General features: G+C 64.4%; 21 protein-coding genes and 1 pseudogene. 19 read left to right on the top strand and 3 right to left on the bottom strand.

The genetic code is table 11. The annotated features are described in order from the left end of the window. Positions 1 to 260: 260 nt before the first annotated feature. The 9 genes from rpsH (at position 261) to map (ending at position 5,949) form a co-directional block, all read left to right on the top strand. Positions 261 to 659 carry a 30S ribosomal protein S8 gene (gene rpsH, locus AB0362_RS12260; protein ID WP_008718266.1) on the top strand — a complete coding sequence of 133 codons (399 nt, stop codon included), beginning with the start codon at positions 261 to 263 and terminating at the stop codon, positions 657 to 659. A gap of 14 nt (positions 660 to 673) precedes the next feature. Then, the gene (gene rplF, locus AB0362_RS12265; RefSeq protein WP_032397535.1) at positions 674 to 1,213 is read left to right on the top strand and encodes a 50S ribosomal protein L6; all 540 of its coding nucleotides are present in this window, start codon (positions 674 to 676) and stop codon (positions 1,211 to 1,213) included. 1 nt (position 1,214) lies between these two features. Further along, a complete protein-coding gene (gene rplR / locus AB0362_RS12270; RefSeq protein ID WP_032365631.1) occupies positions 1,215 to 1,631 on the top strand; it encodes a 50S ribosomal protein L18 in 417 nt (138 codons plus the stop codon). Positions 1,632 to 1,665: 34 nt separating this feature from the next. Continuing rightward, positions 1,666 to 2,337: a 30S ribosomal protein S5 gene (rpsE, locus tag AB0362_RS12275; protein ID WP_032397534.1), complete on the top strand. Its 672-nt coding sequence runs from the start codon at positions 1,666 to 1,668 to the stop codon at positions 2,335 to 2,337. After that, positions 2,337 to 2,516 (top strand): 50S ribosomal protein L30, encoded by a 180-nt coding sequence (rpmD, locus tag AB0362_RS12280; RefSeq protein WP_008718256.1) that lies wholly within the window; start codon positions 2,337 to 2,339, stop codon positions 2,514 to 2,516. The genes rpsE and rpmD overlap by 1 nt, the downstream gene beginning before the upstream one ends. Positions 2,517 to 2,518: 2 nt before the next feature. After that, positions 2,519 to 2,962, top strand: a complete 444-nt coding sequence (gene rplO, locus AB0362_RS12285; protein WP_317532230.1) for a 50S ribosomal protein L15 — start codon at positions 2,519 to 2,521, stop codon at positions 2,960 to 2,962. Positions 2,963 to 3,278: 316 nt separating this feature from the next. Further along, the gene (gene secY, locus AB0362_RS12290; RefSeq protein ID WP_032397531.1) at positions 3,279 to 4,601 is read left to right on the top strand and encodes a preprotein translocase subunit SecY; all 1,323 of its coding nucleotides are present in this window, start codon (positions 3,279 to 3,281) and stop codon (positions 4,599 to 4,601) included. After that, positions 4,598 to 5,152 carry an adenylate kinase gene (locus AB0362_RS12295; RefSeq protein WP_094639134.1) on the top strand — a complete coding sequence of 185 codons (555 nt, stop codon included), beginning with the start codon at positions 4,598 to 4,600 and terminating at the stop codon, positions 5,150 to 5,152. Before secY ends, AB0362_RS12295 begins: the two co-directional genes overlap by 4 nt. Beyond that, positions 5,152 to 5,949, top strand: coding sequence for a type I methionyl aminopeptidase (map, locus tag AB0362_RS12300; RefSeq protein WP_269594390.1), 798 nt, complete (start codon positions 5,152 to 5,154; stop codon positions 5,947 to 5,949). Before AB0362_RS12295 ends, map begins: the two co-directional genes overlap by 1 nt. A gap of 18 nt (positions 5,950 to 5,967) precedes the next feature. Here the strand turns inward: map and AB0362_RS12305 are convergent, their stop codons facing one another. Together AB0362_RS12305 and AB0362_RS12310 are read right to left on the bottom strand one after the other, a co-directional pair. Continuing rightward, positions 5,968 to 6,651, bottom strand: coding sequence for a glycosyltransferase family A protein (locus AB0362_RS12305; protein ID WP_366235704.1), 684 nt, complete (start codon positions 6,649 to 6,651; stop codon positions 5,968 to 5,970). 35 nt (positions 6,652 to 6,686) lie between these two features. After that, positions 6,687 to 6,860: pseudogene (locus tag AB0362_RS12310) on the bottom strand (glycosyltransferase family A protein); the annotation flags it as partial. Between the two features lie 348 nt (positions 6,861 to 7,208). Between AB0362_RS12310 and infA the strand changes: the two are divergent. From infA to AB0362_RS12355, 9 genes are all read left to right on the top strand, one after another. Further along, positions 7,209 to 7,430 carry a translation initiation factor IF-1 gene (infA, locus tag AB0362_RS12315; RefSeq protein WP_005140011.1) on the top strand — a complete coding sequence of 74 codons (222 nt, stop codon included), beginning with the start codon at positions 7,209 to 7,211 and terminating at the stop codon, positions 7,428 to 7,430. Positions 7,431 to 7,519: 89 nt separating this feature from the next. After that, on the top strand, positions 7,520 to 7,633 hold the full coding sequence (rpmJ, locus tag AB0362_RS12320) for a 50S ribosomal protein L36 (RefSeq protein ID WP_025347279.1): 114 nt from the start codon (positions 7,520 to 7,522) through the stop codon (positions 7,631 to 7,633). Positions 7,634 to 7,837: 204 nt separating this feature from the next. Further along, complete coding sequence (rpsM, locus tag AB0362_RS12325) at positions 7,838 to 8,212, top strand: 30S ribosomal protein S13 (RefSeq protein WP_008718227.1); 375 nt, start codon at positions 7,838 to 7,840, stop codon at positions 8,210 to 8,212. Further along, positions 8,212 to 8,625: a 30S ribosomal protein S11 gene (gene rpsK / locus AB0362_RS12330; RefSeq protein WP_027496331.1), complete on the top strand. Its 414-nt coding sequence runs from the start codon at positions 8,212 to 8,214 to the stop codon at positions 8,623 to 8,625. Before rpsM ends, rpsK begins: the two co-directional genes overlap by 1 nt. A 21-nt stretch (positions 8,626 to 8,646) precedes the next feature. After that, a complete protein-coding gene (gene rpsD / locus AB0362_RS12335) occupies positions 8,647 to 9,252 on the top strand; it encodes a 30S ribosomal protein S4 (RefSeq protein WP_032397528.1) in 606 nt (201 codons plus the stop codon). 99 nt (positions 9,253 to 9,351) lie between these two features. Further along, positions 9,352 to 10,416 (top strand): DNA-directed RNA polymerase subunit alpha, encoded by a 1,065-nt coding sequence (locus AB0362_RS12340; RefSeq protein ID WP_008718222.1) that lies wholly within the window; start codon positions 9,352 to 9,354, stop codon positions 10,414 to 10,416. Between the two features lie 34 nt (positions 10,417 to 10,450). After that, complete coding sequence (gene rplQ / locus AB0362_RS12345; RefSeq protein ID WP_068051325.1) at positions 10,451 to 11,038, top strand: 50S ribosomal protein L17; 588 nt, start codon at positions 10,451 to 10,453, stop codon at positions 11,036 to 11,038. 5 nt (positions 11,039 to 11,043) lie between these two features. Then, positions 11,044 to 11,934 (top strand): tRNA pseudouridine(38-40) synthase TruA, encoded by an 891-nt coding sequence (truA, locus tag AB0362_RS12350; RefSeq protein WP_317808711.1) that lies wholly within the window; start codon positions 11,044 to 11,046, stop codon positions 11,932 to 11,934. A 30-nt stretch (positions 11,935 to 11,964) separates the two neighbouring features. Beyond that, a complete protein-coding gene (locus AB0362_RS12355; RefSeq protein WP_317808712.1) occupies positions 11,965 to 12,522 on the top strand; it encodes an NAD(P)H-dependent oxidoreductase in 558 nt (185 codons plus the stop codon). A 7-nt stretch (positions 12,523 to 12,529) separates the two neighbouring features. Here the strand turns inward: AB0362_RS12355 and eccE are convergent, their stop codons facing one another. Continuing rightward, complete coding sequence (gene eccE / locus AB0362_RS12360) at positions 12,530 to 14,218, bottom strand: type VII secretion protein EccE (RefSeq protein ID WP_317808713.1); 1,689 nt, start codon at positions 14,216 to 14,218, stop codon at positions 12,530 to 12,532. A 132-nt stretch (positions 14,219 to 14,350) separates the two neighbouring features. Between eccE and eccB the strand changes: the two genes are divergently transcribed. After that, complete coding sequence (eccB, locus tag AB0362_RS12365) at positions 14,351 to 15,805, top strand: type VII secretion protein EccB (RefSeq protein ID WP_317808714.1); 1,455 nt, start codon at positions 14,351 to 14,353, stop codon at positions 15,803 to 15,805. The last annotated feature ends 7 nt before the right edge of the window (positions 15,806 to 15,812 follow it).

Below are 15,812 nucleotides of genomic sequence, written 5' to 3' on the forward strand. Positions count from 1 at the left end.
CGCGAGTCCTTGCAATGGAAACGCAACCTCGAGTTCTCCGTACGTCAGCATCGAAATGCGGAAGCTCGAAACACCTGGCAGTGCAGCGATGCATTGCTTGGAGCGCAACCCCTGACCGGCAACAGTCGGTCAGGACATGTTCACTTCGTTGTAGGCCCACGATGTGACGAGCCAGGCCCGCCGGGTTCTCGAGAATCCAGGGGCACCAGCTCGCGCGTGCTGTATGGGAACCGCTGCGAGAAAGGTGCACAGGTCACACCATGACGATGACCGATCCAATTGCAGACTTCTTGACCCGTCTGCGCAACGCCAATTCGGCGTACCACGACGAGGTGAAGCTTCCCCACTCGAAGCTCAAGGCGAACATCGCCGAGATCCTCAAGCGCGAGGGCTACATCTCCGACTACCGCACGGAAGACGCCGAGGTGGGCAAGACCCTCATCGTCGATCTGAAGTACGGCCCGAGCCGTGAGCGCAGCCTCGCCGGCGTGCGACGCGTCTCCAAGCCCGGTCTCCGGGTGTACGCAAAATCCACCAATCTGCCCAAGGTTCTCGGCGGCCTGGGCGTGGCGATCATCTCCACGTCCACAGGTCTGCTCACGGAGCGTCAGGCGGCCAAGCAGGGTGTGGGCGGAGAAGTCCTCGCCTACGTCTGGTAGGGGAGGCCACCACCATGTCACGTATTGGAAAATTGCCGGTACCGGTCCCCGCTGGAGTCGATATCACCATCGACGGCCAGAACGTTGCGGTCAAGGGCCCCAAGGGTGCCCTGAGCCTGACGGTCGCCGAGCCCATCCAGATCGCTCGCGCCGACGACGGCACCATCGCCGTCACCCGGCCCGATGACGAGCGCAAGAGCCGTGCACTGCACGGACTTTCGCGCACTCTCGTCGCGAACCTCATCACCGGTGTCACCAACGGTTACACCAACAAGATGGAGATTCACGGCGTCGGTTACCGCGTCGTACTCAAGGGCAAGGACCTCGAGTTCGCACTCGGTTACAGCCATCCCGTGCTGATCGAAGCACCCGAGGGCATCACGTTCACGGTCGAGTCGCCCACGCGATTCACCGTTGTCGGCATCGACAAGCAGAAGGTCGGTCAGATCTCTGCCAACATTCGTCGTCTGCGGCGTCCGGACCCGTACAAGGGCAAGGGCATCCGCTACGAGGGTGAAGTGATCCGCCGCAAGGTCGGAAAGACGGGTAAGTGATATGAGCCAGCAAACAGCAGACAAGGCGAACGTCGTCAAGCGCACTCCGCGTGGCACCGACGTCTCGACGAAGCGTCGCCTGTCGAAGGCACGTCGTCACTTCCGCCTTCGCAAGAAGATCTCCGGCACGCCCGAGCGTCCCCGCTTGGTCGTCAACCGGTCCTCGCGTCACATCCACGTGCAGTTGATCGACGACCTCGCCGGCCACACGCTGGCCAGCGCGTCGAGCATCGAAGCAGATGTGCGCGCCCTCGAGGGCGACAAGAAGGCCGTCAGCGCGAAGGTCGGCGAGCTCATCGCCAGCCGCGCGAAGGCAGCCGGCGTCGAGGCAGTCGTGTTCGACCGCGGCGGCAACAACTACAGCGGCCGCATCGCGGCACTCGCAGACGCAGCCCGTGAAGGCGGGTTGACGTTCTGATGATGACAATGACTGACAACGGAAGGACAGCCTGATGCCGGGACGTCAACGGCGTGACGGCGGAAGCGGCCCCGCCGGACAGAACAGTGGCCCCAACGCAGGTGGCGACAACAACCAGCGCGGCGACAACCGCGGTGGCGGTCGTGACCGTCGTGACAACGGCCGTGGCGGCAACGCTGCGGACAAGTCGAACTTCATCGAGAAGGTCGTCACGATCAACCGCGTCTCCAAGGTGGTCAAGGGTGGTCGACGCTTCAGCTTCACCGCCCTCGTCATCGTCGGTGACGGCAACGGACTGGTCGGCGTCGGCTACGGCAAGGCCAAGGAAGTTCCCGCGGCCATCCAGAAGGGTGTCGAGGAGGCTCGCAAGAGCTTCTTCCGCGTCCCGATGATCGCCGGCACCATCACCCACCCCATCCAGGGCGAAGCCGCAGCAGGCGTCGTCATGTTGCGTCCGGCCAGCGCCGGTACCGGCGTCATCGCCGGTGGCGCTGTGCGTGCCGTGCTGGAGTGCGCCGGTGTCCACGACGTGCTGTCGAAGTCGCTCGGTAGCGACAACGCCATCAACGTCGTGCACGCGACCGTCGCAGCCCTCAAGGGTCTGCAGCGTCCCGAGGAAGTTGCGGCTCGCCGCGGCCTGACCCTCGAAGAGGTTGCACCCGCCGGAATGCTGCGCGCACGCGCACAGGCAGGAGCGGTGAAGTAATGGCTCAGCTGAAGGTCACCCAGATCAAGAGCACCATCGGCCAGAAGGCGAACCAGCGTGACAGCCTGCGTACTCTCGGGCTCAAGGGCATCCGCCAGACGGTCGTCCGCGAGGACAACCCGCAGAACCGCGGACTGGTCAACACGGTGCGCCACCTCGTAACTGTTGAGGAGGTCTAACCATGACCATCAAACTGCACCACCTGCGCCCCGCAGCCGGATCCAAGTCGACGAAGATTCGCGTCGGCCGTGGTGAAGGTGGCAAGCGTGGCAAGACCGCAGGTCGCGGTACCAAGGGAACCGGCGCACGCAAGAACGTGCCGGCACGCTTCGAGGGTGGCCAGATGCCCCTCCACATGCGGCTCCCGAAGCTCAAGGGCTTCACCAATCGCAACCGTGTCGTGTTCCAGGTCGTGAACCTGCGTGACATCGAGCGTTTGTTCCCCGAGGGCGGTCAGATCGGTATCCCCGAGCTCATCGCCAAGGGTGCCGTTCGCAAGAACGAGCCCGTCAAGGTTCTCGGCGACGGAAACCTGTCCGTGAAGGTCGAGATCTCGGCCAACAAGTTCACGGGCTCCGCCAAGGAAAAGATCGCCGCTGCCGGCGGTTCTGCAACCGAGGTATGAGCATCGGTTCGATGTGCTGAGTAGCAGTGCATCGACCAGCAGTTCGTGACGATGGCCGCAGCCACAGCTCTCGCAGCTGAGCTGCGGCCATCGTTGCCTCGGCACCACGTGCCGTGGTCGACCGAACGGACGGGGTCCAACACTGACCGTCGGGCGGTTCGATACGCACTGTTAGAGTTCTAGAGTTCACAGAAGTTCGTTTCGATGCGGGCGACGCATGTCGCTTGCAGTCCATGCTCGTGAGGCTCACGGGAGCACCGGTTTGCGCTCCCGACGAAGTACTCGCAGCGTCAATGCAGTCGTGCCAGGAGGATCTTTGCTTTCCGCCTTCGTGTCGGCCCTCAGGACTCCTGACCTGAGACGGAAGATCCTCTTCACGCTCGGTCTGGTCGCCCTGTATCGCTTCGGTGCCACGCTGCCGTCGCCGGGCGTCGACTACGCCAATGTCCGAGCATGCATCGACCAGGTCTCCGGTGGAGACTCGGCGGGCATCTACTCGTTGATCAACCTGTTCTCCGGTGGAGCGCTCCTTCAGCTCTCGGTGTTCGCGATCGGCATCATGCCGTACATCACCGCCAGCATCATCGTGCAGCTGCTCACCGTCGTCATCCCGAAGTTCGAGGAACTCCGCAAGGAGGGCCAGTCCGGGCAGGCCAAGATGACGCAGTACACGCGTTATCTGTCGATCGCCTTGGCCATCCTGCAGGCGACCGGCCTGGTGGCACTCGCTTCGCGCGGCCAGCTGCTTCAGGGCTGCCAGCAGGACATCATCGCTGACCAGTCCATCTTCGGCCTCGTCATCATCGTGCTCGTCATGACCGCCGGTGCAGCCGTCGTCATGTGGTTCGGCGAGGTCATCACCGAGCGCGGCGTCGGCAACGGCATGTCGCTGCTCATCTTCGCCGGAATCGCCTCGCGTATCCCGTCCGAGGGCAACTCGATCCTCGAGAGCCGCGGCGGGCTGGTGTTCGGATTCGTCTGTTTCGCAGCGTTCCTGATCATCACCGGCGTGGTCTTCGTCGAGCAGGGTCAGCGCCGAATTCCCGTCCAGTACGCCAAGCGCATGGTCGGTCGAAAGATGTACGGCGGCTCGTCCACGTACCTTCCACTCAAGGTCAACCAGGCCGGCGTCATCCCGGTGATCTTCGCGTCCTCGCTGCTGTACCTGCCGAACCTCATCGCCCAGCTCACCTCGGCGAGCACCGCGGTCGATCCGAGTTGGTGGCAGCGCATCATCAACGAGTACCTGGTGAACCCCGCAAACCCGGTGTACATCGCGATCTTCTTCGGTCTGATCGTCTTCTTCACGTACTTCTACGTGGCGATCACGTTCAACCCCGAAGAGCGCGCCGACGAAATGAAGAAGTTCGGCGGGTTCATCCCGGGCATCCGTCCGGGCAAGCCGACCGCCGACTATCTGAACTACGTCCTCAGTCGCATCACGTTGCCGGGTGCGGTCTACCTGGGCACCATTGCCGTACTGCCGAACCTGTTCCTCGACATCGGAAGTTCGGGTGGAGGACAGAACCTGCCGTTCGGCGGCACCGCCGTTCTGATCATGGTCAGCGTGGGCTTGGATACCGTGAAGCAAATCGAAAGCCAGCTGATGCAGCGTAACTACGAAGGGTTCCTCAAGTGAGACTTGTTCTGCTCGGTCCCCCCGGTGCCGGCAAAGGCACCCAGGCCGTCCTCCTGTCCGAGAAGCTGGGCGTTCCGCACATCTCCACCGGCGACCTGTTTCGCGCGAACATCGGTGAGAAGACGGCGCTCGGACTCGAAGCGAAGAAGTACCTCGATGCAGGCGACCTTGTTCCCAGTGAGCTGACCATCGACATGGTCCGCAGTCGCCTCGCCGAGCCCGACGCGGTGAACGGCTTCCTGCTCGACGGCTTCCCGCGTTCGGTGGGTCAGGCCGAGGCGCTGGTCGGCATCCTGGCGGATCTGAACGCCGAGCTCGACGCGGTACTCTCCTTCGCCGTCGACGAGGACGTCGTCGTCGAACGCATGCTCTCGCGTGGACGCGAGGACGACAAGGAAGACGTCATCCGGAACCGACTCAAGGTGTACCGGGACGAGACCGCGCCGCTGCTCGACTACTACGAGGGTCAACTCGTGACGGTCGACGCGATCGGTGAGGTGGACGAGGTCAACGCTCGCGCGCTGAAGTCCATCGAGGACCACGGCAAGTAATGGCGTTCGGCCGTAAACGCAAGGTCGTGCCGTTCCGCAGCGCAGGCGAACTCGACGCCATGGCTGCGGCCGGCGCGGTCGTCGGCGCTGCTCTGGTTGCCGTTCGGGCAGCGGCGGTACCCGGTGTCTCGACTCTCGAGCTGGACCGAGTGGCCGAGGCGGTCATTCGCGACGCCGGCGCTGTGCCGTCGTTCCTCGGGTATCACGGCTTCACCGGCAGCATCTGCTCGTCGGTGAACGACCGTGTGGTGCACGGCATTCCGTCGGCGGATGAGCTGCTGGTCGCAGGCGACCTGGTGTCCATCGACTGTGGGGCAGTTCTCGACGGTTGGCACGGAGACTCTGCGTGGACGTTCGGTGTCGGCGACATCATCGAGGCCGATGCGATGCTGAGCGAGGCGACGCGGCTGTCGATGGAAGCCGGTATCGCCGCGATGCTTCCCGGCAACCGGCTCACGGACGTCTCGCACGCCATCGAATCCGGAACCCACGCGGCCGAGCAGGCACACGGCCGCAAGTACGGAATCGTCGACGGATACGGCGGTCACGGCATCGGCCGTGAAATGCACATGGACCCGTTCCTTGCGAACGAGGGTGCGCCCGGCAAGGGGCCGGAGTTGGTGGTCGGATCCACCCTCGCGATCGAGCCCATGCTGACCCTCGGAACGTACGAGACCGACATTCTGGACGACGGGTGGACGGTCGTGACCACCGACGGATCCCGATCCGCGCACTGGGAACACACCGTTGCCGTCACCGAGGACGGGCCGCGGATCCTGACGCTACGACCCAGCTAGGGGCAGACCCGGCCGGGGTCACCAGGCCAACGAGCCGTAGCGCCGCCCGCCACGGAGCAGGCCGAGGTGCGCAGCCACCAGACGTAGCCAGAGTCGAGTGGGCGTCCTTGTCACGGCAGTCGGAAGCAGAGGGTTCCGTACGCCCAGCATCAGCAGGGCGACGGAGATCGAGCGGGCCCGGAACGGCGGGCAGCCGTGGACTCGGTAGAGGCCGCGCACGTGAGCCGATCCGTATCCCAGAGCTCCCGCTTGTTTCCAGTTCTCCCGGTGGCCGGTGCGCAGTCGGTACGAGACCAGTGGTTCGGCGATGAAGTGCAACCGACGGCCCGCGTGCTGTGCGCGCCACGAGAATTCCATGTCCTCGCTGGCGTGTACGTATTCGAGCATGCCGCCGAGCTGACGGTAGGTCGATCTGCGGCACGCCATGCTGGCACCGATGACGAACGGCAGGAATGTCGACTTGCCCTGATCCGTGGGCGGTGCGAAAGGCGTCGATGCTCGCGTGGCAACGGAGTTCAGTGTCTCCGTCTCCAGGCCGGTACCCACGAGGTCGTACTCGTCGAGGCCCGCAACGATGCGTCGGAGCCAGCTCGGGTGCACCGCGTCGTCCGCGTCGCAGAATGCAAGCAATTCGCTGCGGGCGGCGTCTGCACCCCGGTTGCGTGCGAACGATGCCCCGGGGTTCCCGCAGCATCGACGTATCTCAGGTCCAGAGCGCCACGAAGGTGATGGCTGTCGATGTGTTCGCGAAGGCCGTCGGTCGAGCCGTTGTCGCTGATGATCACCGTGAACGGATGCTCGTAGTCCTGTCGAGCGAGAGCTCGCAGTTGATCGTAGAGAACGTCCTTGGCGTTGTGAATTGGGATGATGACGGATACGACCGGGTCTCCGGCGCGCGTGTCTGATCTCAAGAGGGGTGCCTCGTAGTCGTCTTCGCGGACACGGCCGCCGCTGCGAACGCAGTCGGTACGGCCAGTGGTTGTGCGGCTGTGATGCAGCCCGGCGGAACGTTAGCTCAGGAAATCGAACTGGGGCAAACGTTGACCTGGAGTATGGACACTGGACGCATTTGGCCAGACGTGCATTACCCGGTAGCATGGATCGACGGTGCGCCCTGCGTACCGGATGTTCGCGTGCCCTGGTGGGCTGCGAACCGTTCCGGCGATACGTCGACCCGTTGATTCGGGTCGGTCAGTGGGCATCACGGTAACGGAAACAGATGCAATCAACCAGGTGTGAGAGCCAGGATCGCGGAGGATATGGCCAAGAAAGACGGTGCTATCGAGGTAGAGGGCCGAGTTGTCGAACCGCTGCCCAATGCGATGTTTCGCATTGAGCTCGAAAACGGCCACAAGGTACTCGCTCACATCAGCGGAAAGATGCGTCAGCACTACATCCGCATCCTTCCCGAGGATCGCGTCGTGGTGGAGCTTTCGCCCTACGACCTCACGCGTGGACGCATCGTTTACCGCTACAAGTAAGAGCTTCCCCGGCCACGTCCGGTCGGGGAGAACCATGCTCGGGGCCACTGCACGCAGCGGGGCCGAGCTACACACAGGAGATCAACGACGTGAAGGTTCAGCCGAGCGTCAAGAAGATCTGCGAAAAGTGCAAGGTGATTCGTCGTAACGGACGCGTCATGGTGATCTGCGACAACCTGCGTCACAAGCAGCGTCAGGGATAACCACCGAGCATTTCGCACGTCGGCTTGGCAACAGCTAGAAGATGACCTCCCAGCACCAACCGCGACACACGCGTCGCGGCAGACCCCCGGCACGGAGGCCGGGGCCCCACTGAGTTAGTTGAAAGACGCTTCACACCCCAGCGGTGAGAAGGACACAGGGGACGGACTGGGAGCAGACCTCCGGACAAGAAAAGGAAATGCCACATGGCACGTCTCGCAGGTGTGGATCTGCCGCGCGAAAAGCGCATGGAGATCGCACTGACTTACATCTACGGCGTCGGCCGTACCCGCTCCAAGGAAATCCTCACAGCGACGGGCGTCAGCCCCGACCTGCGAAGCAAGGATCTCGGCGACGACGATCTGCGCAAGCTCAGCGATTACATCAACGAGTCCCTCAAGGTCGAGGGCGACCTGCGCCGCGAGGTTCAGGCCGACATCCGTCGCAAGATCGAAATCGGCTGCTACCAGGGTCTTCGCCACCGTCGTGGTCTGCCCGTCCGTGGACAGCGCACCAAGACCAATGCGCGTACCCGTAAGGGACCCAAGCGCACCATTGCCGGCAAGAAGAAGGCGAAGTAATGCCCCCCAAAGCACGCGGTACCGGTCCGAAGAAGGCGCAGAAGACGCGTCGCAGGGACAAGAAGAACGTCCCGCACGGATCTGCGCACATCAAGAGCACGTTCAACAACACGATCGTGTCGATCACCGACCCCGCCGGAAACGTCATCTCGTGGGCGTCCTCGGGACACGTGGGCTTCAAGGGCTCGCGCAAGTCGACTCCGTTCGCCGCACAGCTCGCAGCCGAGAACGCTGCGCGCAAGGCACAGGAGCACGGCGTCAAGAAGGTCGACGTCTTCGTCAAGGGTCCCGGCTCCGGCCGTGAGACCGCGATCCGCTCGCTTCAGGCCGCTGGCCTCGAGGTCGGCACCATCTCCGATGTCACCCCTCAGCCGCACAACGGCTGCCGTCCGCCCAAGCGGCGTCGGGTCTAGCGGGAAGGAAAGGTTTAGAAAATGGCACGTTATACCGGTCCTATCACCCGCAAGTCGCGTCGTCTGCGCGTCGACCTCGTCGGAGGCGACCAAGCGTTCGAGCGTCGTCCCTACCCGCCCGGCCAGCACGGCCGCGCGCGGATCAAGGAGAGCGAGTACCTGCTCCAGCTGCAGGAGAAGCAGAAGGCTCGCTTCACCTACGGCGTCATGGAGAAGCAGTTCCGTCTGTACTACAAGGAAGCCAACAGGACGGTCGGCAAGACCGGCGAGAACCTGCTGACCATCCTCGAGAGTCGTCTCGACAACGTCGTCTACCGCGCCGGACTGGCACGCACGCGTCGTCAGGCCCGTCAGCTGGTCACGCACGGTCACTTCCTGGTGAACAACAAGCGCGTCGACATCCCCAGCTACCGCGTCTCGCAGTACGACATCATCGACGTGCGTGAGAAGTCGGCACAGACTCTGCCGATCCAGATCGCCCGCGAAAGCTACGGCGACCGTCCCGTCGCCCCGTGGCTGCAGGTCGTCCCCAACCGTCTTCGCATCCTGGTGCACCGGTTGCCGGAGCGCGCACAGATCGACGTGCCGCTCCAGGAGCAGCTCATCGTCGAGTACTACTCGAAGTAAGGCGCAGCACGCATGTGAGTCTCCCCGTGAGGCTCACATGCGTCTTCGCCTCCACACGTGGGCGTCAAATAGCGGACGCCCGTACAGGAGGAACACACAATGCTCATTTCACAGCGCCCGACGCTGACCGAAGAGGTCATCGCCGACAACCGCTCGAAATTCGTCATCGAGCCGCTCGAGCCCGGCTTCGGTTACACACTCGGCAACTCGCTCCGCCGCACCCTGCTGTCGTCGATCCCCGGCGCTGCTGTCACCAGCATCCGTATCGACGGCGTCCTCCACGAATTCACCACCGTCCCCGGAGTCAAGGAAGATGTCACCGACATCATCCTGAACCTCAAGGGCCTCGTGGTGAGCTCCGAAGAAGACGAACCGGTCACCATGTACGTCCGCAAGCAGGGCCCCGGCGCTGTGACCGCAGGCGACATCGTGCCTCCGGCCGGCGTCACGGTGAACAACCCCGATCTGCACATCGCGACCCTGAACGACAAGGGCAAGTTGGAGATCGAGCTCGTGGTCGAGCGCGGTCGCGGCTACGTCCCCGCCGTTCAGAACAAGGCTTCGGGTGCCGAGATCGGCCGTATTCCGGTCGACTCGATCTACTCACCCGTGCTCAAGGTCACCTACAAGGTGGAGGCCACCCGCGTCGAACAGCGCACCGACTTCGATCGGCTCGTTCTCGACGTGGAGACCAAGAATTCCATCACCGCGCGGGACGCGCTCGCTTCGGCGGGCAAGACCCTGGTTGAGCTCTTCGGCCTCGCCCGTGAGCTGAACGTCGAAGCAGAAGGCATCGAGATCGGACCCTCGCCCGCCGAGGCCGATCACATTGCTTCCTTCGGACTCCCCATCGAGGATCTGGACCTCACCGTCCGTTCCTACAACTGCCTCAAGCGCGAGGGTGTTCACACCGTCGGCGAGTTGGTTGGTCGTACCGAGTCCGATCTGCTCGACATCCGTAACTTCGGGCAGAAGTCCATCGACGAGGTGAAGGTCAAGCTGCATTCGCTCGGCCTCTCCCTCAAGGACAGCCCCGCGTCGTTCGATCCGAGCACCGTGCCTGGCTACGACGCCACCACGGGCACGTGGAGTGACACCGACGCCGGCTCCTTCAGCGACACCGAAGGTGCCGAGCAGGACTACGCCGAGACAGAACAGCTGTAATCAGCTCGCTGGAGCTCTTACTAGGAGATTCATCATGCCCAAGCCCACCAAGGGCCGCCGTCTCGGCGGGTCGGCGTCGCACCAGAAGGCCATCCTGGCCAACCTGGCGACGTCACTCTTCGAGCACGGCCGCATCACCACCACCGAGTCGAAGGCCAAGCGCCTTCGTCCCCACGCCGAGAAGCTCGTCACCCACGCCAAAAAGGGTGATCTGGCGCATCGTCGTGAGGTTCTCAAGACGATCAACAACAAAGATGTCGTGCACAAGCTGTTCGCCGAGATCGGGCCTTTCTTCGCCGATCGCGACGGTGGCTACACGCGCATCATCAAGACCGTCCCCCGCAAGGGTGACAACTCGCCGATGGCCATCATCGAGCTCGTCAACGAGCAGACGGTGTCCAACGAAGCCGATCGCGCTCGCCGCGTGAAGGCCTCGCAGGCTGCTCCCGCCGCAACCGAGGCTCCGGCCGAGGACGCGACCGACGAGAACGTCGTCGAGGCTGTCGAAGCCGACGCGACCGACGCCGAGGTGGCCAACGCCGACGCAGTCATCGAAGGCATCGAGGACAACGACGCACACGCGTCGGACGCCCCCGAGGCCGAGGAAGCCAAGAAGGACTAGTCCTTTTGAGCTCCGCGCACGATCGAAGCGGGCCCGCCATTCCCCCAGGGGAAGGCGGGCCCGCTTTGTCGGTCCCCACCAGATTTCGGCTCGACATCTCGTACGACGGCACGAGCTTCTCCGGGTGGGCGCGCCAACCGGGTATCCGCACCGTCTGCGGAGTGCTCGAAGAAGCCTTCTCCACGGTGCTGCGGCAATCGATAGAGCTGACCGTGGCGGGACGAACCGACGCGGGAGTCCATGCGACAGGACAGGTGGCGCACTTCGACGCCGTCGACGTTCCCGACGATCACGACCGACTGGTCCGCCGAATGGCCCGGTTCCTGCCCACCGATGTTCGAGTGCGGGCCATCACCGCCGTCTCCCGTGATTTCGACGCGCGATTCTCGGCATACCGCAGGCACTACGAATATCGTTTCGGCACTGCGCCATACGGTGTCGACCCCCTCGACGTAGCCGGTGTCGTCTCCTGGCCCAGGCCCATCGATCTGGCTGCGATGCGTGAGGCATCCGCGGGATTGATCGGTCTGCACGATTTCGCCGCGTTCTGCAAGCGACGTGACGGTGCCACCACCGTTCGGGAACTGCAGCGCTTCGACTGGGAGCGCGACGGCGATCGTCTCACCGCATACGTCAGCGCCGACGCATTCTGCTGGTCGATGGTCCGTAGCCTCGTCGGTGCCATGCAGGCCGTGGGCGAAGGACGCCGAACCCCCGACTGGGCGCGGTCGCTGTTGACTCGCCGCGATCGGGCGAGCGAGGTGGCTCCGGCGCACGGCCTGTCCTTGGTTCGAGTCGACTACCCGCCGGCCGGCGAGTTGGCTGCCCGGAACGCGGCCACCCGAGAAGTGCGCTCGGCGATCACCGGTGACGGTTGCTGCGGGGGAGAGGGCTGACCGAGCGTCACCGGGTCTAGTGTCGGAGCGATGCAGCCGATACAGCTCGCCATCGTCGTCGGTAGTGTGCGTGCCGGTCGAGTGGGACCGACCGTCGCCGCCTGGGTTCGAGGTGTTGCCGCCGAACGCACCACCGTCGAGGTGGTGGACGTCGACCTGGCCGATTTCGAGTTACCGAACTCCCTCGTTCCGAGCGAGGACTCCGAACGCTTCACCGGGATCATCGGTGCGGCCGACGCCTTCGTGTTCGTCACTCCTGAGTACAACCACGGCGTACCCGGTGCGTTGAAGACTGCGCTCGACACGGTGAAGTACGAATGGCGTGGCAAGCCGGTGGGATTCGTCTCCTACGGCGGGCTGGGCGGTGGGATTCGAGCCACCGAACAGCTGCGGCAGATCACTGCCGAATTGCACATGGTCTCGGTCCGAGATGCCGTGTCGCTGCACCGGGTGCGTAAGCGGTTCGACGAGTCGGGACGGATCGACGATGCCGCAGCCGTCGACGCTCTCGGGCGTCTTCTCGATCAGCTGGAGTGGTGGGCCGACGCGGTCGCCGGCGCTCGTGGGCGCGCCGACTACCCCGGCTGAGAATCGGTCATGCACGAACCGCGGGGCGCAGACTCCTGGGGCGGCCGATGAACGCCGTTTCCTGCGGAATCGTGACCAGTGTCAGCTCGACCTCGAGTGGACCGGATCGGACTCGAATTCGATCTCCCGACGCATGGGGCTGGACGATCGTCAGATCCGGCTCAGGCACGCTTCGCTCCTGTTCGGGGCGGCCGGTCCGCGGTAGGTGCTCGGACAACGAGATCACGGTGACGCCCGAAAGTCCCTGTTGCACAGGCGGTGCCGAACCGTCGGCGAAGTCGATCAGGATCACGTCGTACGACGGCCGGGATCGGGTCGTGGTGCCGTCGACCAGTAGTCGATCGGGTGCGCCGATGGCGTCGAGGATCGCGCGCCAGGCGTGCGGGCGATCCGTGCGGACGAGAACCCTGGCACCGGTGGCGATGGCGCGGAAGATCAGTTGCTGGGCGAGGTAGAGCTCTCCGGCGATTCGAACTCGCGTCAGGCCCGGTCCGAACAGCCGCACCGCGACACCGTGTCCGTGAGCATCGGATCCCAAGAGCTGGCCGCACCCGCTTACCGGGAGTTTCAGCTCGTGCATCGTCGTTGTGTCGAGAAATCGTCTGGGAGACAACGAATCCAGGGCGGGTAGGGCCAGCGGGAGCTGGGCGAGGATGCCGTCGCGTTGACTCCCGCTCATCGAGGTCAGCGCGCGTACACGAGGCTTCGTGATCGGTGTTCGAGTGGCGAATCTGCACGACCCATGGATGCGCACCTTCCCGGTGTCGTGGGTCGGTTGCAGGCGGAAGGACAGCGTCGTTCCGAGGGAAGGAGTTGCCCACAGGGTCGCGACGTCCTCGGCAGTGACTGTGCTGCAATCGATTCCGAAGCCGGTACTAGACGCACCCGGCAGGGGTGCTGTCGACCACGTCTGGGTCAGGTCGTCGATACTCACGCCCCGGCACAGGTGCAACACAGCCGATCGTACTTCGGAGCTCGTCAACAGTCGTGAGGACAGCCCATGGGCGTTCAGAGCGCGATGTACGCGAGTGGTCGCGACGACAGCGGCGCGGGCTGCCCCGGCTCTGCCTCCGCCTCTGGCCCCGATCGCACGAGCATTCGCACGCAGGTCGAGAGTGACTGCCACCCAGACTGTTCGCACCGCTACTGCCGATAGCGGACCGATGAGTGACTCGTACACCTCGGTGGCGACCGAGCCTGCCGAGCTGCGGAATCCGAGTGCAACGACGTCGATGGAGCAGACCTCGATGTCGTGCTGTCGCAGACACGACGCCAACGCGTCGACAGGAAGCGTGTGTTGCGTCTCGGCGCTCGCCTTGCCGAGGACTGTGGTGGCGTGCCCGGGCGGGACGATCTCGATGGTGCAGGTGACGGTGTCGCGCTGCCAGTGGACCCCGACCGGGCCGACTGCCGTGTCGGTGTGGTCCGTGCTCACACCGACATCGGGGGCACGATCGGCGAGGAACCGCCAGATTGTCCGGACCCAGTCCACGACCGATCTGCGCCGAACGGCGACGAACGGAACGAGCGCTACCGTCGCAACAGCGAGCAGAGTCAGCCCTGGTTTCACCTGTGCCGCGAACAGAGCCGAGCCGATCGCCACGGCTGCGGTCTCGGCCACGATCACCCGCCGCACCGTTGGCGCGACGAAAGGAACGGCGGCTCGCCCACGCCCTGCCCGACCGGTACGCGTCATCGAAACCCTCCCCCCGAAGGTCGCAGTGCCCCATCGACGAACGCCAACGCGGTCGCCGAGGTGTGCGGACGAACTGTACTGTGTCGCGTGACCCGAATGGGGATCGGGTCCGCACAATCCTGGGGAGGAAGCGTGGCGTCGACGCCGACAACGAAGTGGCAGGTTGGCGGTTACCGCTTTCTCGTCCGCAGAATGGAACATGCGCTGATCAGACGCGACGTTCGGATGCTGCACGATCCGATGAAGTCGCAGTCGCGGGCACTGCTGGTGGGCGTCGTCGTCGCCTGCATCGGCTTGGCGGGATGCGCTGCGCTGGCGCTGTTTCGGCCGCAGGACAAGATCGGCGACGCGTCGATCGTGGTGGGCAAGGATTCGGCCGCGATGTTCGTGAAAGTGGACGACGTGTTCCATCCGGTGCTCAATCTCGCGTCGGCTCGATTGATCGTAGGCAAGCCCGACGACCCGTTGACGGTCAAGGAATCCGAATTGTCCGCACGACCCCGCGGGGCGCTGGTGGGTATTCCCGGTGCTCCGTCTGCGCTACCGCACGACAGTGACGGCAGCGCAGAAACGTGGACCGTCTGCGACACCGTCGACCGGATCACGGGAGTGACCTCGACAACGGTTGTGGTGGGTGATCCTCGCTTCGGTGAAAGCACGGCTGCGCTCGCCGGATCCGAGGCGTTCCTCTGGACATCGGACGGCACTGCCTATCTCGTGCACGACGGCACCAAATCGCCGGTCGACCTGAACAACAGGGCAGTGGTCCGGGCACTCGGACTCGAGGACGCGACACCATCTCCGGTCAGTGCCGGTCTGCTCAATTCCGTACCCGAATCGCCCCCCGTCGCAGCACCGTTCGTGCCTCGAGCGGGTGAGGCTCCTGCGTTTCCGTTCGACGGCCGGACGATCGGTTCGGTCGTCAAGGTCGCCGGTCGCGACGTCCAGTACTACGTGGTTCTCGAGGACGGAATACAAGCGATCAACGAGACTGCGGCCCTGCTCCTGAAATTCACCGATTCGCAGGGCAGTCCCGAAATCGCAGCCGTCAATCCCGACCTGCTGGCGAACGCTCCCAAAACGTCCTTCGGGCTGGAGGTTTCGACGTTTCCGGAGACCGCTCCCACGATCGTCGATACCGGGGAGCGCCCGGTGGGTTGCTTGACGTGGGAGCCACTCGTAGTTGCCGACGGCGGGCCGTCGGCTCGACTGGTCGAGTCCGCCGGTCGCGGGCTGCCGCTGGAGGCAGATGCACAACCGGTTGCGCTGGCTCAGGCCGATGGTGGCGGCGACGCCGTCGACCAGGTCTATCTGGCACCCGGTAGCGGCGGTTTCGTGCGCAGTACCGGTATCTCCGCGTCGAGTACACGTCAGGGCAGCGTCTTCTTCGTGGCCGATACCGGAGTGCGCTACGGCGTCGACGGTGCCGAGGCTGCGTCGGCGTTGGGGTTCGGACCGCCGGCACCCGCGCCCTGGCAGATACTCCAATTGCTCGGCAGTGGGCCAACTCTCGGCCGCGGCCAGGCCCTGACGATGCACGACGGTGTTGCTCCCGACCCGCAGGCCGCGGCACTTCCGACGAAGTAGCGCCTGG

This window comes from Rhodococcus sp. NPDC079359, from assembly GCF_040702585.1.
Taxonomy (GTDB): Bacteria; Actinomycetota; Actinomycetes; order Mycobacteriales; family Mycobacteriaceae; genus Rhodococcoides.

What these genes read in the sequence shown, in the direction of transcription:
- rpsH (WP_008718266.1), top strand. Translation starts at nt 261, where the DNA reads ATGACGATGACCGATCCAATTGCAGACTTCTTGACCCGTCTGCGCAAC.
- rplF (WP_032397535.1), top strand. Translation starts at nt 674, where the DNA reads ATGTCACGTATTGGAAAATTGCCGGTACCGGTCCCCGCTGGAGTCGAT.
- rplR (WP_032365631.1), top strand. Translation starts at nt 1,215, where the DNA reads ATGAGCCAGCAAACAGCAGACAAGGCGAACGTCGTCAAGCGCACTCCG.
- rpsE (WP_032397534.1), top strand. Translation starts at nt 1,666, where the DNA reads ATGCCGGGACGTCAACGGCGTGACGGCGGAAGCGGCCCCGCCGGACAG.
- rpmD (WP_008718256.1), top strand. Translation starts at nt 2,337, where the DNA reads ATGGCTCAGCTGAAGGTCACCCAGATCAAGAGCACCATCGGCCAGAAG.
- rplO (WP_317532230.1), top strand. Translation starts at nt 2,519, where the DNA reads ATGACCATCAAACTGCACCACCTGCGCCCCGCAGCCGGATCCAAGTCG.
- map (WP_269594390.1), top strand. Translation starts at nt 5,152, where the DNA reads ATGGCGTTCGGCCGTAAACGCAAGGTCGTGCCGTTCCGCAGCGCAGGC.
- infA (WP_005140011.1), top strand. Translation starts at nt 7,209, where the DNA reads ATGGCCAAGAAAGACGGTGCTATCGAGGTAGAGGGCCGAGTTGTCGAA.
- rpsM (WP_008718227.1), top strand. Translation starts at nt 7,838, where the DNA reads ATGGCACGTCTCGCAGGTGTGGATCTGCCGCGCGAAAAGCGCATGGAG.
- rpsK (WP_027496331.1), top strand. Translation starts at nt 8,212, where the DNA reads ATGCCCCCCAAAGCACGCGGTACCGGTCCGAAGAAGGCGCAGAAGACG.
- rpsD (WP_032397528.1), top strand. Translation starts at nt 8,647, where the DNA reads ATGGCACGTTATACCGGTCCTATCACCCGCAAGTCGCGTCGTCTGCGC.
- AB0362_RS12340 (WP_008718222.1), top strand. Translation starts at nt 9,352, where the DNA reads ATGCTCATTTCACAGCGCCCGACGCTGACCGAAGAGGTCATCGCCGAC.
- rplQ (WP_068051325.1), top strand. Translation starts at nt 10,451, where the DNA reads ATGCCCAAGCCCACCAAGGGCCGCCGTCTCGGCGGGTCGGCGTCGCAC.
- AB0362_RS12355 (WP_317808712.1), top strand. Translation starts at nt 11,965, where the DNA reads ATGCAGCCGATACAGCTCGCCATCGTCGTCGGTAGTGTGCGTGCCGGT.
- eccE (WP_317808713.1), bottom strand. Translation starts at nt 14,218, where the DNA reads ATGACGCGTACCGGTCGGGCAGGGCGTGGGCGAGCCGCCGTTCCTTTC.